The organism is Polaromonas sp. P5_D5, assembly GCF_054049435.1.
In genome coordinates this window covers 159697-178552 of the sequence record NZ_JBFUMJ010000005.1, presented here as the reverse complement: position 1 = coordinate 178552, position 18856 = coordinate 159697, and the positions used below count along the sequence as shown (strand labels likewise).

The 18856-nt window shown below is 59.8% G+C and carries 22 protein-coding genes; 9 read left to right on the top strand and 13 right to left on the bottom strand.

Annotated features, from left to right (window positions below; genetic code table 11):
* Positions 1-21: 21 nt before the first annotated feature.
* The 5 genes from ACXJKE_RS19530 to ACXJKE_RS19510 all read right to left on the bottom strand — a co-directional run bounded on the left by ACXJKE_RS19530 (position 22) and on the right by ACXJKE_RS19510 (position 3843).
* Entirely contained in the window at positions 22-1236 is a 1215-nt protein-coding gene (locus tag ACXJKE_RS19530; RefSeq protein ID WP_457282252.1) for a vWA domain-containing protein, read from the bottom strand.
* A 25-nt stretch (positions 1237-1261) separates the two neighbouring features.
* Positions 1262-1849 carry a GNAT family N-acetyltransferase gene (locus ACXJKE_RS19525; RefSeq protein WP_457282251.1) on the bottom strand — a complete coding sequence of 196 codons (588 nt, stop codon included), beginning with the start codon at positions 1847-1849 and terminating at the stop codon, positions 1262-1264.
* A 28-nt stretch (positions 1850-1877) separates the two neighbouring features.
* A complete protein-coding gene (locus tag ACXJKE_RS19520; protein WP_457282250.1) occupies positions 1878-2657 on the bottom strand; it encodes a hypothetical protein in 780 nt (259 codons plus the stop codon).
* A gap of 27 nt (positions 2658-2684) precedes the next feature.
* Positions 2685-2903, bottom strand: a complete 219-nt coding sequence (locus ACXJKE_RS19515; protein WP_457282249.1) for a hypothetical protein — start codon at positions 2901-2903, stop codon at positions 2685-2687.
* Between the two features lie 85 nt (positions 2904-2988).
* Positions 2989-3843: an AAA family ATPase gene (locus tag ACXJKE_RS19510; RefSeq protein WP_457282248.1), complete on the bottom strand. Its 855-nt coding sequence runs from the start codon at positions 3841-3843 to the stop codon at positions 2989-2991.
* 135 nt (positions 3844-3978) lie between these two features.
* On the opposite strand from ACXJKE_RS19510, the gene ACXJKE_RS19505 reads away from it, so the two are divergent.
* The gene (locus tag ACXJKE_RS19505; RefSeq protein ID WP_457282247.1) at positions 3979-4647 is read left to right on the top strand and encodes a c-type cytochrome; all 669 of its coding nucleotides are present in this window, start codon (positions 3979-3981) and stop codon (positions 4645-4647) included.
* 84 nt (positions 4648-4731) lie between these two features.
* Here the strand turns inward: ACXJKE_RS19505 and ACXJKE_RS19500 are convergent, their stop codons facing one another.
* The 3 genes from ACXJKE_RS19500 to ACXJKE_RS19490 all read right to left on the bottom strand — a co-directional run bounded on the left by ACXJKE_RS19500 (position 4732) and on the right by ACXJKE_RS19490 (position 7482).
* On the bottom strand, positions 4732-5835 hold the full coding sequence (locus ACXJKE_RS19500) for a S8 family serine peptidase (protein WP_457282246.1): 1104 nt from the start codon (positions 5833-5835) through the stop codon (positions 4732-4734).
* A gap of 320 nt (positions 5836-6155) precedes the next feature.
* Positions 6156-6851 (bottom strand): hypothetical protein, encoded by a 696-nt coding sequence (locus ACXJKE_RS19495; protein WP_457282245.1) that lies wholly within the window; start codon positions 6849-6851, stop codon positions 6156-6158.
* Positions 6844-7482: an RNA polymerase sigma factor gene (locus tag ACXJKE_RS19490; RefSeq protein ID WP_457282244.1), complete on the bottom strand. Its 639-nt coding sequence runs from the start codon at positions 7480-7482 to the stop codon at positions 6844-6846. The genes ACXJKE_RS19495 and ACXJKE_RS19490 overlap by 8 nt, the downstream gene beginning before the upstream one ends.
* Positions 7483-7693: 211 nt before the next feature.
* Here ACXJKE_RS19490 and ACXJKE_RS19485 point away from each other — a divergent pair, with 211 nt between their 5' ends.
* On the top strand, positions 7694-8152 hold the full coding sequence (locus ACXJKE_RS19485) for a hypothetical protein (protein WP_457282243.1): 459 nt from the start codon (positions 7694-7696) through the stop codon (positions 8150-8152).
* 557 nt (positions 8153-8709) lie between these two features.
* Here the strand turns inward: ACXJKE_RS19485 and ACXJKE_RS19480 are convergent.
* From ACXJKE_RS19480 to ACXJKE_RS19470, 3 genes are all read right to left on the bottom strand, one after another.
* Positions 8710-9435 (bottom strand): CARDB domain-containing protein, encoded by a 726-nt coding sequence (locus tag ACXJKE_RS19480; protein ID WP_457282242.1) that lies wholly within the window; start codon positions 9433-9435, stop codon positions 8710-8712.
* Between the two features lie 39 nt (positions 9436-9474).
* Positions 9475-9744 carry a hypothetical protein gene (locus ACXJKE_RS19475; RefSeq protein ID WP_457282241.1) on the bottom strand — a complete coding sequence of 90 codons (270 nt, stop codon included), beginning with the start codon at positions 9742-9744 and terminating at the stop codon, positions 9475-9477.
* Between the two features lie 156 nt (positions 9745-9900).
* Positions 9901-10164, bottom strand: a complete 264-nt coding sequence (locus ACXJKE_RS19470) for a hypothetical protein (protein WP_457282240.1) — start codon at positions 10162-10164, stop codon at positions 9901-9903.
* A 228-nt stretch (positions 10165-10392) separates the two neighbouring features.
* Between ACXJKE_RS19470 and ACXJKE_RS19465 the strand changes: the two genes are divergently transcribed.
* Positions 10393-12063 (top strand): hypothetical protein, encoded by a 1671-nt coding sequence (locus tag ACXJKE_RS19465; RefSeq protein ID WP_457282239.1) that lies wholly within the window; start codon positions 10393-10395, stop codon positions 12061-12063.
* A 180-nt stretch (positions 12064-12243) separates the two neighbouring features.
* On the opposite strand, the gene ACXJKE_RS19460 is transcribed toward ACXJKE_RS19465, so the two are convergent.
* Positions 12244-12678, bottom strand: coding sequence for a DUF1841 family protein (locus ACXJKE_RS19460; protein ID WP_457282238.1), 435 nt, complete (start codon positions 12676-12678; stop codon positions 12244-12246).
* A gap of 193 nt (positions 12679-12871) precedes the next feature.
* Here ACXJKE_RS19460 and ACXJKE_RS19455 point away from each other — a divergent pair, with 193 nt between their 5' ends.
* Positions 12872-13093: a hypothetical protein gene (locus tag ACXJKE_RS19455; RefSeq protein WP_457282237.1), complete on the top strand. Its 222-nt coding sequence runs from the start codon at positions 12872-12874 to the stop codon at positions 13091-13093.
* Positions 13094-13208: 115 nt separating this feature from the next.
* Here the strand turns inward: ACXJKE_RS19455 and ACXJKE_RS19450 are convergent, their stop codons facing one another.
* Positions 13209-14000: an IclR family transcriptional regulator domain-containing protein gene (locus ACXJKE_RS19450; RefSeq protein WP_457282236.1), complete on the bottom strand. Its 792-nt coding sequence runs from the start codon at positions 13998-14000 to the stop codon at positions 13209-13211.
* Positions 14001-14112: 112 nt separating this feature from the next.
* On the opposite strand from ACXJKE_RS19450, the gene ACXJKE_RS19445 reads away from it, so the two are divergent.
* The 5 genes from ACXJKE_RS19445 (at position 14113) to ACXJKE_RS19425 (ending at position 18732) form a co-directional block, all read left to right on the top strand.
* Positions 14113-14829, top strand: a complete 717-nt coding sequence (locus ACXJKE_RS19445) for a 3-oxoacid CoA-transferase subunit A (protein WP_457282235.1) — start codon at positions 14113-14115, stop codon at positions 14827-14829.
* Positions 14826-15476: a 3-oxoacid CoA-transferase subunit B gene (locus ACXJKE_RS19440; RefSeq protein WP_457282234.1), complete on the top strand. Its 651-nt coding sequence runs from the start codon at positions 14826-14828 to the stop codon at positions 15474-15476. The genes ACXJKE_RS19445 and ACXJKE_RS19440 overlap by 4 nt, the downstream gene beginning before the upstream one ends.
* A 32-nt stretch (positions 15477-15508) precedes the next feature.
* Positions 15509-16711, top strand: a complete 1203-nt coding sequence (pcaF, locus tag ACXJKE_RS19435) for a 3-oxoadipyl-CoA thiolase (RefSeq protein WP_457282233.1) — start codon at positions 15509-15511, stop codon at positions 16709-16711.
* Between the two features lie 163 nt (positions 16712-16874).
* Positions 16875-17630, top strand: a complete 756-nt coding sequence (locus ACXJKE_RS19430; protein WP_457282232.1) for a sulfite exporter TauE/SafE family protein — start codon at positions 16875-16877, stop codon at positions 17628-17630.
* Positions 17631-17841: 211 nt separating this feature from the next.
* A complete protein-coding gene (locus ACXJKE_RS19425) occupies positions 17842-18732 on the top strand; it encodes an adenylate/guanylate cyclase domain-containing protein (protein ID WP_457282231.1) in 891 nt (296 codons plus the stop codon).
* The last annotated feature ends 124 nt before the right edge of the window (positions 18733-18856 follow it).

The window sequence follows — 18856 nt, the reverse complement described above, 5'->3', positions numbered from 1 at the left end:
CTCAGGCGTAGGAGGCGAACGCTACTTCGAGAGCATTCGCATGGCCTCTTCCAGACCCTTGATGGTCAGCGGGTACATGCGCTGGTTCACCAGTTGCTGGATCACGCTGATGCTCTGGCGGTATTGCCAGACGCCCTGCGGCTCGGGGTTGATCCAGGCGAACTTGGGGAAGGCGTTGGTCAGGCGCTGCATCCATTCGGCGCCGGCTTCTTCGTTGTTGTATTCCACACTGCCGCCCGGCTGCAGGATTTCGTAGGGGCTCATGGTCGCGTCGCCGACGAAGATGAGTTTGTAATCCTTGTTGTACTTGCGGATGATGTCCCAGGTCGGGAATTTCTCGCTGAAGCGGCGGCGGTTGTTCTTCCACATGAAGTCATAGACGCAGTTGTGGAAGTAATAAAACTCCAGATGCTTGAACTCGGCTTTGACGGCAGAGAACATTTCCTCGACGCGGTGGATGTGCTCGTCCATGGTGCCGCCCACGTCCATCAGCAGCAGCACCTTCACATTGTTGTGACGCTCGGGCACCATCTTGATGTCCAGCCAGCCGGCATTGGCCGCCGTGGAACGTATGGTGTCGTCCAGGTCCAGTTCTTCGACATTGCCCTGGCGCGCGAACTTGCGCAAGCGGCGCAGCGCGACCTTGATGTTGCGCGTGCCGAGCTCCTGGGTGTCGTCGTAGTCCTTGTAGGCGCGCTGGTCCCAGACTTTCACGGCGCTTTTGTTGCGGCTTTTCTCCTGGCCAATGCGTATGCCTTGCGGGTTGAAGCCGTTGGCGCCAAAGGGCGAGGTGCCGCCTGTGCCTATCCATTTGCTGCCGCCTTCGTGGCGTTCTTTCTGTTCTTCAAAGCGCTTTTTGAGCGTTTCCATGAGTTCGTCCCAGCCCATCTTCTCAATCTTGGCTTTTTCTTCGGGGCTGAGTTCCAGCTCGAGGTTTTTGCGCAGCCATTCGAGCGGGATGTCTTTCGTGAAGTCAGCCAGCATCTCCACGCCCTTGAAGTAGGCAGAAAAGGCGCGGTCGAACTTGTCATAGTTTTTCTCGTCTTTCACCAGCACCGTGCGGCTGAGGTAATAGAAGTCGTCGATCTTCCAGGCGCCTTCGCCCTCATGGGCGTCGAGTTTGTCGCTGTTCGGGCCGACAACGCCGGCCTGCAGCGCCTCGAGCAGCATCAGGTATTCCTTGACGGAGACCGGCAACTTGGCCGAACGCAGGGTGTAGAAGAAATCGATCAGCATGAAAAACTCCTTGGCGACGCACGCCTCAGGCTCTTGGCTTGTCGAGCAGGTACAGCAGCTGTGCTTTCACCTCGGGCCATTCGCCGGCAGCCAGGCTGTACATCACCGTGTCGCGTATGGTGCCGTCGCGACGCAAGGCATGGCCGCGCAGTACGCCGTCTTTGCGGGCGCCCAGTCGCTCGATGGCGCGCTGGGAGGCGTGGTTGAAGTTGTCGGTGCGCCAGCCCACGATGTTGCAGCCCAGGGTTTCAAACGCATGCGTGAGCATCAGCAATTTGCAGGTGGTGTTGACATGGGTGCGCTGGCAGCGTGCGGCGTACCAGGTGTAGCCAATCTCGACGCGCTTGAGGTTGGGCACGATGTCGTGGTAACTGGTGGAGCCGAGCACCTCGCCGGTGCCATCGTCGGTGACGGCAAAGGCCAGGCGGTTGTTGGTGGCCAGCGCAGTTTCGATGTAGCCGCGGGTTTCGTGAGGCTCGGGCACCGAGGTGATGCGCAGCTTCCAGAGCTCGCCGTCGGCGGCTGCGGCCTTCAGGCCTGCTTCATGGTCGAGCGTGAACGGAACTAGCTTGACGCCGCGCGTCGTGAGGGTGACGGGTTCTACGAAGGCCATCCGGCAATCCTTTTCATATTTAGCGTGTTCACGTGGACCGCAGCGTGGCGCAGGCTGTGGCGGCCTGGCCGCGCGGATTGTCCCGGCACAGCTTGTTCAGTTCATTTCTGGCGCCGGCGTGGCCGGCATGGGCCGCGCGCACCAGCAGCTCTACGGCATGCCAGGGAACGTCTGCAACAGGGCGGTGCGGCGGCACCGGCCGCGCGGCGGCAGCCTTCTCGGATTCGATCGAGGCCTTGGCGCGCAGACGCGGCGGCCCGGCGGCGGGCCGGCCTTCCAGCAGCTTCACGTAGTCATGGACCATCAGGTCGGCATCCGTCGCCGTCAGCTGCTTGCGCGGGAGCGACAGCCAGGAGCGTGTGCCGGCGTCAGGCACATCGCTGAGTTTTCGGCCCGGCGCCGTCAGCATAGCGGCGACGTCGTCGGGCACGGCCTTGCCCAGGCCTGATGCGCGCGACAGTTCGTCGGCACTCATCGCGCCGGTCGCCGCGTTGCGTTCAGCGGCACCGGCTGCGGCAGCGACGTCGCCCGCGCCGAGCTCCGCCGCGCCGGCGGCTTTGGCTGCCTTCGCCGCCGCATTGGCGCCCTGCGTTACCTCGACTGCGCCAGCCACGCCCGCTGCGCCAGCGGCGCCTTTACCCGCAGCACCTGCCGCACCGGCAGCGCCTTTGCCTGCAGTGGAGCCCACCTTGCCGAGGAGGCCCCAGAAGGCATATGACGGGGCGGGGAGCAGTGTCAGGGCCAGCAATGCGGCCAGGCAACTGCTGTGCAGGGCTGCACGGTGGAAGGGGGCGGTTGAGCGTTGCATGGGCGTATCCCAGTCAGGTGTTTGCGGTCAATCGGCTTTCTTACGGCGGCGCCAGGCCCGCGCAAGTTGCAAGCCGCCGCCGCCGCCCAAGCCCACCAGCACGATGCCGGCGATGGCGCTGTTGCCGTAGCCGGCTTCAAAAATATCGAAGCCGAGCAGATGGCCGGCCCAAAAACCAAGGAGCGCACCGCCGACAAAGCCCACCGCGTCTGAAATACCCTCGATCAACAGTGATTTTTGGTTCATATGAGTTAGCTCTAACTGACAACAATAATTTTGCGGATTGGCTGCAGAGTCTTTGGATCTAGCAGTTCTGTGATGTACATGTTGTTCAACGATTGTTGCGCTGCATGAAAACCAGCTTCTCGAACAGGGTCACGTCCTGCTCGTTCTTGAGCAGCGCGCCCACGAGCGGCGGCACGGCGACCTTGTCGTCCTTGCTTTGCAGGGCGTCCAGCGGGATGTCTTCGGCGACCAGCAGTTTGAGCCAGTCCAGCAATTCGGAGGTCGACGGTTTCTTCTTCAGGCCAGGCAGGTTGCGCACGTCGTAGAAGGTCTTCATGGCTGCGGTCAGCAACTCTTTCTTCAGGTCGGGGAAGTGCACGTCCACGATCTGCTTCATGGTGTCGGCGTCGGGGAATTTGATGTAGTGGAAGAAGCAGCGGCGCAAAAACGCGTCGGGCAGCTCTTTTTCGTTGTTGGAGGTGATGAACACCAGCGGCCGGTGCTTGGCCTTGATGAGCTCACGCGTTTCATACACGTAGAACTCCATGCGGTCAATTTCACGCAGCAGGTCGTTCGGGAACTCGATGTCGGCCTTGTCGATCTCGTCGATCAGCAGCGCGACCGGCGTTTCCGAGGTAAAGGCCTGCCACAGCACGCCCTTGACGATGTAGTTGTGGATGTCCTTGACCTTTTCGCCACCGTCCACGGTCGACAATTGCGAGTCGCGCAGGCGCGACACCGCGTCGTATTCGTACAGGCCCTGCTGCGCCTTGGTGGTGGATTTGATGTGCCATTGCAACAGCGGCAAGTTGAGCGCTTCGGCCACTTCCTCGGCCAGCATGGTCTTGCCGGTACCCGGCTCGCCCTTCACGAGCAGCGGCTTTTTCAGGGCGGCAGCGGCATTCACGGCCAGCATCAGGTCCTGGGTGGCGACGTAGTTCTTGGAACCTAGAAATTTCATGTTCTTGGGGAGAGGAGGTGAAAATTGAAAGGGCGTTTGCGCGGGTTGCCGGCAAGGGGTGCCCGGTCTCGGCAGGCCCAGATATAATCCAAGGTTGTTTTATACGATGAATTCCCACCTGATTGTGCGCGCAAAATGAATAAGCTGTTCACCACGATATTCGCCGTAACTGTCTCTTGCGTGACGGTTGCAAGCCTTGCCCAGGAGATCAAGGGCGATGCCAAAGCCGGCGAAACCAAGAATGCCATGTGCATCGGTTGCCACGGCATCAAGGGCTACCAGGCCTCTTTCCCCGAGGTTTATAAGGTCCCGATGATTTCAGGCCAGGGCGCCAAATACATCATCGCCGCGCTCAACGAATACAAAAAAGGCGACCGCAAACATCCCACCATGCGCGCCATTGCCGATTCGCTGACCGACCAGGACATGGCTGACCTCGCCGCGCACTACAGTGCTGACGGTGTGGTTGCCGGCGCCGCAGAGCTGCCGGCCAAGCCGGCCAAAGAACCAAGCGCGGAAGTCCAGGCCCTGTTGAACAAGGCCAACTGCGCGTCTTGCCATGGCGCCAACTTCAGCAAACCGATTGATCCGGCCTATCCCAAGATTGGTGGTCAGCATGCTGACTACCTGTTCGTGGCGCTCAAGGCCTACAAGACAGAAAACAACCCCAAGGTTGGCCGCGGCAATGCCATCATGTCCGGCATGGCCAAGCAGTACACCAATGTTGAGCTGAAGCAATTGGCCAACTACCTGTCGTCGGTAGACGGTGACCTGAAAACCGTTCCGCAGAGAAAATTCCGTTAGACCGGGTCGCTCCTGCAAAAAGGCCACTGGGAGCAGCGACTTTTTTGTTGGCTTTGGGGGGGGGCAGTACCGTTGGCGGTTTGGCTACGTGCCGGGTCGCCGGAGCGCCGCGTTAACTTGAAGCAGCCCGCAACCGAATGCATCGTCGCGCCCCGTGGGGCCCAGGTCTTTTGCGGTTTCGCAGAAATGGTAAGGCGCGGTCACGCTCACTTTTCTCTTGCTCAACCAGTACGCAACGGCGCCTGCGGCATGGGCACTGGCGTAGGAGGTACCGCTGACATAGCGTGCAGCAACACCCGAGGGCAGGTGTGGCGCGGGCGGCGCAAGGGGTACCCAAATATTGACACCGGGGGCCGCCACTGAAATGTAAGCGCCGTGATTGGCCTGGCTATAAAGCTGTCCTTCAACATCGATCGCAGTAACCGCCAGCATGCCCGTGTAGCTGTTTGCATAGGCCGCGGGGTAAGCGGGTGGTGCACTGCTGCCGTGGTTGCCTGCGGCGGCTGTCAGCAAAACATCCCGCTGCATAAGTTCGGCGATTGTCATTGCGACGTTTTTATCGTACCGGCCAGACAGGCTCATATTGATGATTTGCACACGCTGTTCCAGCAGCCAGTCGACCCCTTGAATCAACCGGTAGCTGGTGGTAACAGTTTGTTCCCCTTTTGCCGACATGACGACAGCATTAAAAAGACGTATTGACGGCGCAACACGTGCAATAAGGCTTGCGATAGCGGTGCCGTGGGCGGGATGAGCTGGCAGATCCAGGGCGGCGGTTGGACTTTCTGCTGCGAAGGGCTTGTTGGCGAGCGTGACGTCACGCAGCCACGCGGTGGGCATTACCTCGGTGTCGAGCATGCCAACGCGGACGGACCGGAGGGCTTGATAGCTGGCTTTGGATGCTGCACCGGTTTTTGCGGGCTGAGGCGGCAAATCCAGCATGCCCACCGCATATTCCCTGCCGGTGGCACCCGCCTGTGTACGGTACAGATAGTTGAAGTCCACACTAAGCTGCGAAAACCGTTGTTGCCATTGGGTTACCCGCTGTGCAGCCGCGGCATGGTCGGCAAACTGAAACAGCGCAAGGCTCCATCCCAGTGTGTTCAACCTGGTGGAGGCAATTGGCTGCGTATTTTCGTTAGCCAGAGCGTTCAGTACATTCTGCATGGCCGCCAGGTCTTTCGACACAAGCAATACCTGGCCCGTCTCAACGTCGCTGGGTGATATCGGAGCGACGCTGGGCGTGGCTCGCGGGGACGGTAGTGCCGGGTATCCTGGAATATTGATTTCACGCCCAGGTGGCGTGACGGTGCCTGGGGGGTTCCCGGGCGCCGTAGTTATTGGCGGTGAGCTTGGAGGTGGAGTTATGGAGCCCCGGTTCACCAAACCGGGGTTGGGTATTGCTGGAGCTGCCCTGAATGAGCCGGGGTCAGGGGTGCGTTGAGCCAAAGACCCGGATACCCAGGCTGTTTGCAGCAGCACGATGAATATCGCAATGCGGAGCATGGTCAACGGTCTCCAGCGGGCGTGACAGTCTCAAAAACGGTGGCTGCCTCGCGTTGTAAACGTTGTGCCAAAACCGCCGCATTGCGCGATTCGGGCTCGCCATCGCCAGCGGGTTTGATTTGCAGGGTGTAGATGCCCAGCGCTGTGGGGCCTTGCACGATAGTTGCCTTGTGGCGGTGCAGTGTCTCGGTCAATTGTGCTTGTGTCACCGTTGGAGCAATGGTGGCGTGCAGCAAAACGCCCGATGAAGTGCTCAATACCGGCTCAGGCGCGCCTGCCGCGACATAGCCTGGATCTTGCTGCACCAGTGTTGCAATTACCACTGCCTGCGCCACCAGCACGGCACAGGCGGTTGCCATGATAGGAATGAGGTTGCGTTGCAGCCATGTCCGCAGCATTTCAGGCCAGGCGGTGTCGGCTGAGCCAGGGCGGGCCAACTTGGGTTGGCGTTGCGCCTCGATGCGCGCAGCAAGCGTTGACCACCCAAGATCGCCGGCGGGCAGAGGGTCCAGTGGCAGGTCTTGAACAGTCCTTCGCATGCCTTGCAGCCAGGCCAGCTCAGCCGCCAATTCGGGATACCGTTGCAATCCGGCACGTACTTGCTCTGCTTGCGCTTCATCCAGCGTCTGGTTCGCATGAAACGGCAACAGTTCGCGCAACTGTTGCTTGTTAACTGCATCAGTGTCGTGTTCAGTCATGGCGGACTCCGGTCATTGGACCTTCGACATCTTTGAACAAACGCTGCAAACACTCTTTCATTTTGCGGCGCGCATGAAACAGGCGGGTCTTCACCGTGTTCTGCGGGCAAGCTTGTACGTGGGCGATATCGGCCAAAAGCATGTCCTCGTACAAGGCCAGGTGAAGTGCTTCTCTTTGGTCCGGCGGTAACTTGCTCGCACAGTGCGCAATCATGTCGTGGTGTTCGCGCTGTACCACGCGCTCGAACCCCGTGGGGGCATCGGACTCTGGTTCCACATGGTTGTCAGACTGCGAATCCAGTTGCTCATCAAATGAGACATGCTGATGGCGATAGCGTTCACGCAATTTGTCGAGCAGCTTGTAACGGGCAATGCCCAACACCCATGTACGAATGCTTGACTGCCCCGCAAAACTGGCGGCATGGCACCACACTTCATACAGCGCCTCCACAACCACTTCCTGGGCTTGCACCGGGTCACTCAAGCGGCGCATGGAGAACTGGTAGACCGACGGTGCCAGGGCTTGGTAAAAGCGCTTCATGGCTTGCTCGTCGCGCCGAACAATGGCGGCAAGGTCGGCTTGCAGGGCCTGCGCTTCCGGGTCGGTCGATGGATCAGAACGATCTCCCACAATACCTCCCGAATTGATGTCCGTATGGCGAGCAAATCAATGGCGCCGAAATTTTGGGAAGTATAAACCTGCATGGCGTATTTTGTGTATGGAGAAGTCAACGTGTGATGAGTCGGCAGTTGGCGGTGAAAGGTTCAATGAATTTTGTGTTTGAACCGACCGCGCAACAACTCCGACTCATTGGTGACCCATCACCTGAAAGGAAAACACCATGAAACGCCACCTTCTGGTTACTGCCGTGCTGGCCAGTGTGCTGTCTACCCAGGGCTGCGCCTGGCGCAGCTACTCCAATGATGTCTACACCGACGCTGATACCCAAAAGGCCCACAGCATTGTCATGGCCACGGTGACCGATGTACGCGTTGTAACCATTGAACGTGGGGTCAGTGGCGCTGGTGCTGCAGCCGGGGGCAGTGTTGGTGCAGCACTGGGGAGCACCAATACCAATAGAAATGGACAGCTTGCGGCGTCAGTCCTGGGTGGCGTTGCTGGCGGCTTTGCCGGGCAGGCCGTAGAGGCCCATATGTCGAAAGCCAAAGGACTCGAGATAAGCCTGCGACTCGACGATGGCCAGCGAATTTCCGTCGTGCAGGCTGGCGACGAAGTTTTCCAAAAAGGTGATCGTGTGCAGGTACGCACCGCAGAAGGCAAGAGCCGCGTCACGCGCTGAGTGCAAATACTTTGAACCATTGTGCGGCGGTGTCTGACTCACTGGAGTCACCGGGCAATGTGCCCGGTGGCGCTTAACCCAACCATTGGAAGACATATGAAACCAATCACCTCGCAAGTTACTGCGTCAATAGCTATCTCCATACTGCTTACCTTGGGGAGCGTAAATCTTCAGGCTAGGGCCGCCTCGTCGATCGACGACTTTGAGCATTGCACCTGGGGGGATTTTGGCTGCACCAATCCGCCCCCGGAGGCAGCGTCGCCTGGTGTGAAGTCCGATGCGAAGACGCCTCGCGCGCTTTCCTCAGGTTCGTCTGGCCGAGGTTCCTGACCTACTGCCAGGGCAGGCGCACTCAGCGCCTCGCTTGACCGCTGTCAGCGCGCATCACCCTGAATGTGGCTGGTGATGGGGAAACTGGTAGATGCCTCGATGCAAAAATTAAACTGCGGCCCGATTGGCATTGACAATCGGGCCGTCGCTTTCCTGTTCTTCTCAGCGTCCTGGCTCGCCGCCTCCAGCCGGTGCCAGTGTCCGTACGCTGTCTTGATGTCCGCGCCTCAATTCGTCGGGCCAACGCAAAATGCACTTTGCACATTGTTATTTTCAAAGCGCTCTGCTATTTGTGTGTCGGGATCTGCGGTGATGGTGAAATTGCATTGCGCATTCGAGCCTGCTGAATAACATCCTTTGGGAATGGTCACCTTCTTTGCCACATGCGAGTGGGCCGTCAGAGCCTGAACCGACACATTCACCGTCTGCGCCTGTTGCGTGTTTGGATTCACAAACCGCACGCGGACCTTGCTACTCGGAGAGGGCACGGTGCCGCGGTTATGCACTTCAAAATAGACGCGCCTGGAAGGCCCGCCCTGGCCGTCGTTGGAGCCGCAAAACTCGACGAACGGAAAACCTGCCGGCAGACCTGCCTCTTGTGGGGCCTTGTAAAAACGGTAAATGAAAAGATCCGGCAAACCATTTGCCTGCAGTGATTCAACTGCATTCGGATCAACCGGCGCAGCATTATTTCCGCCGGCTGGGTGCACTGTTGGAGGAGGCGGTAACCCCGGTGTCTTGAGTGGCAGATTGGTCGCCGGAGATGTGACAGCCCTTGCTGGTTCTCCGGGTGAGGCATAGCGGCGGTCGCAATCGCCAATTGTGCCCGGTGGGCATGGCTTCAGGTGCTGGGTGCCGGCCGGATTGGCAGCATAGGCTGCAGGCAGGCAGCCCGCACCGAACAGGAATGCCAGCGCCACGGGCGCGGTATGGAATACAGCGGATTTTTTCATGATGGTCATCCTTGATGAGGGGATTGAAACTTGCTTCAGTCAGTTGATGGTGCACGTGATGGTGCCGTCAGGATTGGTGCTTATGACGCCCTTGGAGTGCCCGCAATGAATGATGAAGTCGCCCCAGCACCACTGTGGCGATGCCGCTGTATTGCAGACGATTGCACGGCGTTGCGGATCAGGTCCGATTTGGGCTTTGTCTGCGATTGGCATAAGAGGACTGGGATTTTTTGCTGCTGCGCAGCTGATGGATCCTCCCCAAAAGGCGAACAGTAATCCGGCGAGTAAGACAGAGAACGGCTTCTTCATGATGGATCTCCTTGAGGAAATTGTCTCGCCGCGTCACCGTGAGCGAGAGGGCTGGGAAAATCCCGCGCCCTCTCTGAGTCGATCTTGACGGCAGGGGAGTTCAAAGTTCTTTGACGCGCACCTTGCCAGGCGTTGTGATTGCAGTCTGTGTGGTGTTTATTTGCCACCGCTGCTCGTGAGCGTTCCGTAGCAGTCTGGCGGAAAGAACTCGTCCAGGTCATCGACGCCGTTGTGATTGCAGTCAGACATCTCAAGCGATGGTGCTGATTTTTGAGTTGCTGATTTCCGAGGCATGTCAGATCTTGGTGGTACCTCAACGGCGTTCGATGTTTCGCCCATCGCGTAACAGGAGCCCGAAGTGGCAGCGCCTGCGATGGTCAGCGCCAGACCTGCAAATAGAGCTGTGGCTTGTTTTTTCATGATGCGTCTCCTTTAGAGAAGCTTTCAACCAACCCGGTTGAATGGGGTATCCGGCGTCCGCCCGATGCAGGTGAGTCGGAATACGTCGGTATGGGGTTCAAAAGAACTTTTTGAACCCTTTTGGTACACATCCCGACTCATGTTTCAGAAGGCAGTCAAGCCTGCTTTCGAAACAAGCCACTTCGCGTTGGTGCGAAGAATTCGAGCGAAGACCTTAAGGAGTTCATCATGCAAACCCTCATTTCGAGCCAAGCCGGAATTCGCAACGCGCCTGCCTGGCACCCTGCATTCATGTTGTTGCTGGTTGCGGCAATTTTGTTCACCGTGTGTACACCGCTGCGGGCCAAAGATGTGGATGTCTGGGTCAGATATACCTCGGCCCCAACAATCTACGTTGAGTCCAATGGTGCGAGTTACACCCGGTTATCCCCTGCGAAACACGGGAGCCAGCCGATTCAGTTCGATGCGCATTTGCAAATGGCGGCCGGACAGGATCGCATCAGAAACTGGAATGTTGCGCCGCGCTTCAGCGCCCTTGGCAAAACCCTGGGCTGGGAGTTCGGCCCCGGCCGTCCACCCGGGGCGGAGTGGGGCGTTGTGAGCAAGAGCTATGGATACGGTGACCGGCCCACCAACGTCGACAAGTTCATTACCATGAACGTCGGCCGGTATCTCATTGAACTCTTCGCTGTTGAGGTCTGTAACGCGCGTGCCGGTACCCTGCGTAACCAGGGAAAAGGCAATACCGCAATCTTCGACAAGCCTTACACGCTGAACATCAAAACCACCAGCAAATACAAAATCACCTATACCAGTATTGCCGACACCGACACCTCACAAATTTTTGAATCACCACCAGATGCGGAAGCGTTTGCCAAAGTCGTCTGCATGCAGTGGGCGGGTGCGCAGGTGCCCCAAGGCATCAGCGACTTGCAAGCGGGCGTTGGTGTCACACAATCGTCGCTCACCATTATTGAAACAGCGACTGCCAACGGTGCATGCAAGGTGAATCTGTCTGGTGTGATTGAAACCAACGTCACGAACGCGCAGGTGAAATTCCGCTACGAACATACCAACGGGAATAAAAGCGACATCAAAACGGTGACGACCGACCATTCGAAAACCGCTTTCTTCTCGTACAAATACGATGTTCCTAACAACCCGAATGGCGGCGAAGCAGGCAGCATCCGCATCGTCGGCGTGTCGCCCAAGTTCGAGTCGGCCTGGAAGACCTATGACATGGAGTGCAGCAAACCCGCCCCACAGGGCTTGCAGGCCGCCACGGTTCCCAAGGTCAACATGAATATCGAACCCGCCTCCACTGTTATGGTCGATGGACAAATCTGCCCAAGTGCTGTGCTGCTGCACACCACGATCAATGCGGGCAGTGCGTTTCACGGCAAGGGCTTGTTTCTTGGCGATCATTTTTTGACGGCCTTGCAGGATATTGAAGTGCCTGCTAATCAGGTCAAGCATGTGTTCGGCAAGCGCGAGCTCGACTGGAAACCGACGGGAGGCGGATTTGCCGATACGCTGGCGGGACCGCCTGCGGGAGGCAAGCCACCCATGAAGACGCAGAAAGTGCGCATCGGTTTCAACCTCACCAACCTGGAAGGCAAAGTCGTCGCCCAGGCAGAGCAGAAGTTTTACACCATTACCTGCAAAGAGCCCGTTCTGAATCCGGGCATTCCGCATTCGGATAAGCCCTTGAGCCCCGCACCGAGAAATGATTCCAGCAACAACCTGCCGTTGCCGATTCTGCAAAACCCCGGCGTTCTCAAGCAAGCGCCGGTACGCAGCGCGCCCACCCATTCCAGGCCAGTGCCGCAGAACAACAGCGGAGCGCAGCGTGCGCCCGTATCGTCCGCGCCACGGGCGCAGCCTTTGAGGGCACTCTGAAACAGAAGGCCGCTGACCAAGCGGCGTTTTTTTGTGGTCAATTACCAGACGCGAAATCGGGAGGGGGGAAGGGGATCCTTTTCTTTTCAAGCAGAGGCCGCGGATCCTGCTTTGCCAGCCCGCAGGCGCAGCGACCCCCTCGGGGCAGGGCGCTACACGCGCAATGAGGAACTGTGGGGGCTAATCCCTAGTGGCGTGGCGCTGCACGCAGTCGATGTAGGCCGCGCCGTCGGGCGGGCGTCCGGCGCGTTGGCTCTCCCAGACCATCTGCCCCAGGCAGTCCATGGTTTCGTGGTGCGCATCGTGCAGTGAGTTGCGTTTGGCCGTCAGCAGCTCGACGGCCTGGCGAATGCCGCGAGGCTGGTCGATGGAGCATTGCTCGCTGATCGACAAATGCATGGACAGATGCAAAAAGGGGTTGGTCTTGCCCGCTTCCACGTCGTACATTTTTTCGAGCGCACTGTCGGCGTCGGCAAAGTCCGCATGGTATTCGGGATGCTCTTCAATCCATTGACTTGCTATGGTTTCGATAGCTTCCATCGGTTGACCGGCGCGGACCTTGGCATAAACAGAGCAGAAAAAACGGCGTACGTCGGCTTGCGAGGGGGTGAACATGGTGAAAGGTTATCACGCAGGCGTTTTCCGTTGCCGGCGTGATGGTTTGCTTATCAGCGCTTGGGCCACAGCGCTCGCTGGTTGCGTCCTACAGACAGTTTTCCTGCTGCTGCCTACATTACGAGGCACGGTGGCGCAGTTCCGGGGTAAGGCCATTCCACAACCATCCACAAGCCCGGCGAGGAGATTTCACATGAACGCAGCACGCATCACAGGCATTATCCTGATCGTTTTGGGCCTGGCCGGCTTTTTCACCGGCGGCTTCAGCTTCACCAAGGACACAACGGCTGCCAAGCTCGGCCCCATCCAGCTGACCGTGAAAGAAAAAGAGTCCGTCAACATTCCCCAATGGCTCAGCCTGGGCGCCATCGTGCTGGGCGCCGTCGTACTCGTCGTCGGCTTCAAAAAGTCGTAACCGACGGCCCCGTCTCACACCAGCAGGGGCCGCGGAACCGGCTTTGCCGGGCCGCAGGCGCCGCCCCCTCGAGGGGGGAACAAGCTACACGAAGTGAGCCCGGACGGGGGTGTGTCTAGATCAACATGCGCGATATTGCCTGCGCTGCCGCCAGCAGTTGCGGCAGCATTGTTTCCTGCATGGCTTTGGCGCTGGTGCGGTTGGCCTGGCCGCTGATGTTGAGCGCTGCCACTGTCTGGCCGGCGCGGTTGGTGATCGGTGCGGCCATCGACACCAGTCCTTCCTCCAGCTCCTGATTCACCAGCGACCACCCCTGCTTGCGGGCTTGCGCGACCTTGACCATCAGCTCCTTGATGTCGGTCACGGTGTACTTGGTGCGTGCCGTCAGCTCTGAGGCCTGCAGGCATTTCATGATTTCGGCCTCAGGCAGGGCCGACAGCAGCATCCGCCCCATCGACGTGCAGTAAGCCGGCAGGCGCGAGCCCACGCCCAGGCTGATGCTCATGATCTTGTGCGTCGGCACACGCAGCACGTAGACGATGTCCGTTCCGTCCAGAGCCGCGGCTGAACACGACTCCTTGACCTCCGCGACCAGCGCTTCCATCACCGGCTCAGCCAGGTTCCAGATCGGCATGGAGGACAGATAGGCAAAGCCCAGGTCCAGGATGCGTGGCGTGAGGCTGAACAGCTTGCCGTCGTTGTGCACGTAGCCCAGCGTCTCCAGCGTCAGCAAAATGCGGCGCGCGCCCGCACGGCTCAAGCCACTGCGACCGGCCACTTCGGTCAGTGTTTGCCGCGGTGCTTCGGTGCTGAACGAGCGTATAACCTCCAGCCCGCGCGCAAACGACTGGACGTAAGCGTCTCCGGGCCTGGGGCCGGTAATGGGCGTGGATGCGGCGTTTGCCATGGTGATCAAAATCTCCTAGAATTCATTATACGAACTCTTGTTCTTATGTCGAACAATATTTAAGTGGTGGCTGGATGATTTCTGCAAGCCGCCCGCAGCTGGAGACTTTGGAATGATCAACAAAATTGCCGCCTCCGTCGCCGACGCGCTGGCGGATGTGAAAGACGGCTCAACCGTGCTGATTGGCGGCTTCGGCACCGCCGGCATCCCCAATGAGTTGATCGACGGCCTGATAGAGCAGGGCGCCAAAGACCTGACGGTCGTCAACAACAATGCAGGCAATGCCGAAACGGGCTTGGCGGCGCTGCTTAAGGCCGGGCGCGTGCGCAAGATCATCTGCAGCTTTCCGCGTCAGGCCGATAGCCAGGTGTTTGACGGCCTGTACCGTAGCGGCAAGCTGGAACTCGAACTGGTGCCCCAAGGCAATCTCGCGGAACGGATTCGCGCTGCGGGCGCAGGCATAGGCGCCTTCTTCTGCCCCACGGGCTACGGCACCGAACTGGCGCGCAACGCCGACGGCACTGCCAAGGAAACCCGTGAGATCAACGGCAAGCACTACGTGCTGGAAATGCCGATTCATGGCGATGTGGCCCTCATCAAGGCCGAGCGAGGCGACCGCTGGGGCAATCTCACCTACCGCATGGCTGCGCGCAATTTCGGTCCTGTGATGGCGACCGCGTCGAAGAAGACGATTGCCACCGTGCATGACATCGTTGAGCTCGGCAACCTGGACCCTGAAGCCGTCGTCACGCCCGGCATCTTTGTCCATCACATCGTCAAAATCCCTCGCACCGCCACGCAAGCCGGCGGTTTTAAAAAGGCGGCATGACCATGACCTACCAACGCCGTACCAAAGACCAGCTCGCAGCCCGCGTCGCGCAAGACATTTTTGACGGGGCCGTCGTCAACCTCGGCATCGGCCAGCCCACGCTGGTAGCCAACCATTTGCCGGCCGGGCGCGAGGTCATCCTGCAAAGCGAAAACGGCATTCTCGGCATGGGCCCCGCACCTGCCGAGGGCGAGGAAGACTACGACCTGATCAATGCAGGCAAACAGCCGGTGACGCTGCTCAAGGGCGGCTCCTTCTTTCACCACGCTGACAGTTTCGCGATGATGCGCGGGGGGCACCTCGATATCTGCGTGCTGGGTGCCTTCCAGGTCTCGGCCAGGGGCGACCTTGCCAACTGGAGCACCGGCGAGCCGGGCGCGATTCCCGCAGTAGGTGGCGCCATGGACCTGGCCATAGGCGCGCGGCAAACCTGGGTGATGATGGATTTGCTGACCAAGCAGGGCGCCAGCAAGCTGGTGCAGCAATGCACTTATCCGCTGACCGGCATCGCCTGCGTCAAGCGCGTGTACTCCGACATCGCCACGCTGGAATGCACACCGCAGGGCCTGAAGCTGATCGACACCGTCGAAGGCCTCACGCACGCCGAACTTGAAAAACTGGTGGGCCTGCCGATTGCGGCCGCCTGATCGTTGATCTCACTTCTTTCAAAGCACACACCATGACCCAAGCTTTCATCTGCGACGCCATCCGCACCCCCTTCGGCCGCTACGGCGGTGCCCTCAGCAGCGTGCGCACCGACGACCTGGGTGCGATCCCGATCAAGGCGCTGATGGCGCGCAACCCGAACGTGGATTGGCAGGCAGTCACGGATGTGCTCTACGGCTGCGCCAACCAGGCCGGGGAAGACAATCGCAACGTGGCACGCATGGCGGCGCTGCTGGCCGGCCTGCCCATGGACGTGCCGGGCTCCGCCATCAACCGCCTGTGCGGCTCGGGCCTGGATGCCTTGGGCAGTGCCGCACGTGCCATCAAGTCGGGCGAGGCCACCTTGATGATCGCAGGCGGCGTCGAGAGCATGAGCCGCGCACCCTTTGTGATGCCCAAGGCCGAGAGCGCCTTCAGCCGCGCTAATGCGGTGTATGACACCACCATCGGCTGGCGTTTCATCAACAAGCTGATGAAAGAAAAATACGGCGTTGATGCCATGCCCGAGACGGCCGAGAACGTCGCTACCGACTACAAGATCAGCCGCGAAGACCAGGACAAAATGGCGCTGGCCAGCCAGCTCAAAGCCGTGGCCGCACAAAAGGCCGGCTACTTCGACGCTGAAATCACGCCGGTGACGATTGCCCAGAAAAAGGGCGACCCCATCGTGGTGAGCAAAGACGAACACCCGCGCGAAACCTCGCTCGAAGCGCTGGCCAGGCTCAAGGGCGTGGTGCGGCCCGACGGCACGGTGACCGCCGGCAATGCCAGTGGCGTGAACGACGGCGCTTGTGCGTTGCTGCTGGCCGACGAAGCCACCGCCGCAAAAAACGGCCTTACGCCCAAGGCGCGCGTGGTCGGTATGGCCACGGCCGGTGTGGCGCCGCGCATCATGGGCATCGGCCCTGCCCCGGCCACACAAAAAGTGCTGGCGCTCACCGGTCTCACGATAGCGCAGATGGATGTGATCGAACTCAACGAAGCCTTCGCCGCACAAGGCCTGGCTGTGCTGCGCATGCTGGGTGTGCGGGACGACGATCCGCGCGTCAACCCCAACGGCGGCGCGATCGCGCTGGGCCATCCGCTGGGGGCTTCGGGAGCGCGGCTGGCCACCACGGCCGTCAACCAGTTGCACAAGGGCGGTGGCCGTTACGCGCTGGCCACCATGTGCATCGGCGTAGGCCAAGGCATCGCGGTGATTCTGGAGCGTGTCTAGCCCAGACCGGTGACTGGGCATCCCCTCGCGCGGGGGCGCCTGAGGCAATCGCCATTGCATGGACGGCCTGTGGTGAAATACATCCCTGGTTCCGGTTTGCTATTGTTTTAATAGCTGCTTGCGCCCGTCCCTTTTGGGTAACCGATGTTTTTTACATAAATCCATGGATTTCCCGCTGATCACCGACGCCTTCTTCTATGCCGTGGCAATTCCCGCCGTGCTGATGTTGGGCATCAGCAAAAGTGGTTTTGGGGCCGGCTTCGGGTCTCTTGCGGTTCCCGTCATGGCGCTGACGGTCACCGTGCCGCAGGCCGCCGCCATCCTGATGCCGGTGCTGCTGCTGATGGACTTGCTGGGGCTGGCGGCTTTTCGCCGGGACTTCGATGTGAAGTTTCTGAAATTCCTGATCCCTTTTGGTTTGGTGGGAACCGTGGTGGGGGCGCTGTTGTTCAAGGTGCTGGACGCCCGAGTCGTGGCAGGGGTGGTGGGAATATTCACCTTGTTGTTTTTGGCGCAGCGCCTGTTGTTCCCGCCCCGGCCCGACAGCCCGCCGCCGCCCAAGTGGCTGGGCGCCATTCTGACGGTGACCTCGGGCTTCACGAGCTTTGTATCTCACGCAGGTGGCCCGCCGCTGAGCGCCTATGTGATCCCCATGCGCCTGAGCCCGGTGAAGTTCACGGCTACCATGGCCGCTTTCTTTTTTGTCATCAACCTTTCCAAATGGATTCCATACGCCTGGCTGGGTCTGCTGGACCTGCGCAATATGGCGACGTCGCTGGTTTTGCTGCCGCTGGCGCCACTGGGCGTGTGGATAGGCGTGCGCATGGCCCGGAGCATCAGCCCGGTGCTTTTCTATCGTCTGCTGTATGTCGGCATGTTGCTGACCGGGTGCAAGCTGCTCTGGGACGCTTTCCGCTAGAAGCGTGAAGTGGCCGGCACGGATTGCCATGCGAACCTCTGCAATTGCTTTACCGGTATTTCCCTTTCCCGTCTACTGCGGCTTGTGAAACCCGGCGCGTCCGCTGGTTTCTTGCGGGGAGCCCGGGAATTTCACCGGCCTCTTCACTGCAAATTTCTGTGAGAATCGCTGGCATGAGAACAAGAAGCGCGCACCGCGGCTAACGCCCTTCATGACCACAGTCGTTTTTGCGGATCTTGTGGGCAGCACCAGCATGTTCGAACGGCTGGGCGATGAAACAGCATCGCACTTCGTGACCCAGCTCATCGGCGTCCTGAGCCAGGTCTTCCAGCAACACCAGGGGCGTGTGGTCAAGTTGCTGGGTGACGGCCTCTTTGTGGTGTTTCCCAACGAGGGCGACGCGCTTTCCGCCTGCATCAGCATCCAGAAGCGCCTTCAGGAAAAACCGATCAAGCCGGGCGGCAGCGGCACCCCGGTACAGATGCAGATGGGTATCGAGTCGGGTGAAGTGGTTGAAATCGACGGCGACTGTTTCGGTGACACCGTCAATTCCGCCGCCCGGCTCGCAGACCTTGCGGGTGCCGCCCAGATCCTCACGACCGAAAACGTCTGGACCGCCCTGTTGCCCGCCCAGAGGGCATCCCTGCGCAGCATGGGCCCCATGTACCTTCGCGGCAGGGCTGAAGCCAGCCATGTCTACCGGGTCGAATGGCAGGCTGGCCGCGACGAGGATGCCACGATGGCCGGGCGTTCGATGTTCTCTTCACCCAGCCAGGCCTTCCTCGAACTCAGCTTTGCGGAGCAAACTGTCAGGCTGGATTCGAAAAGCAGCAAGCTGGCGCTGGGCCGGGCCGCCGATGCGGCGCTGACATTAAACGACCCCCGTGTTTCGCGCATGCATGCCACCCTCGAATGGCGTGGCGGGCATTTTGTGTTGACGGACGCTTCCAGCTACGGCACCTGGGTGTACCTTGGCAACCAGAGTGAGGCGGTGGTGCTGCGGCGCACCGAGTGCTACCTGGTTGGCAGCGGCCAGATCGTGCCGGGCTGCGAGCGTACCGACGAAAATGCCCCGCTTGTCACGTTTTCCATCAGGACCTGATCCGCGGAAGAGGGCGGATTCCGGACCTTTTTCGCTGCATGATGCAGGCTAGAATCGTTTTTTGTTTCAAGACGTAGGCGTCCCCCTCAGGCCCGCAGCACGGTTTCCGCCAGTTACGTCCATT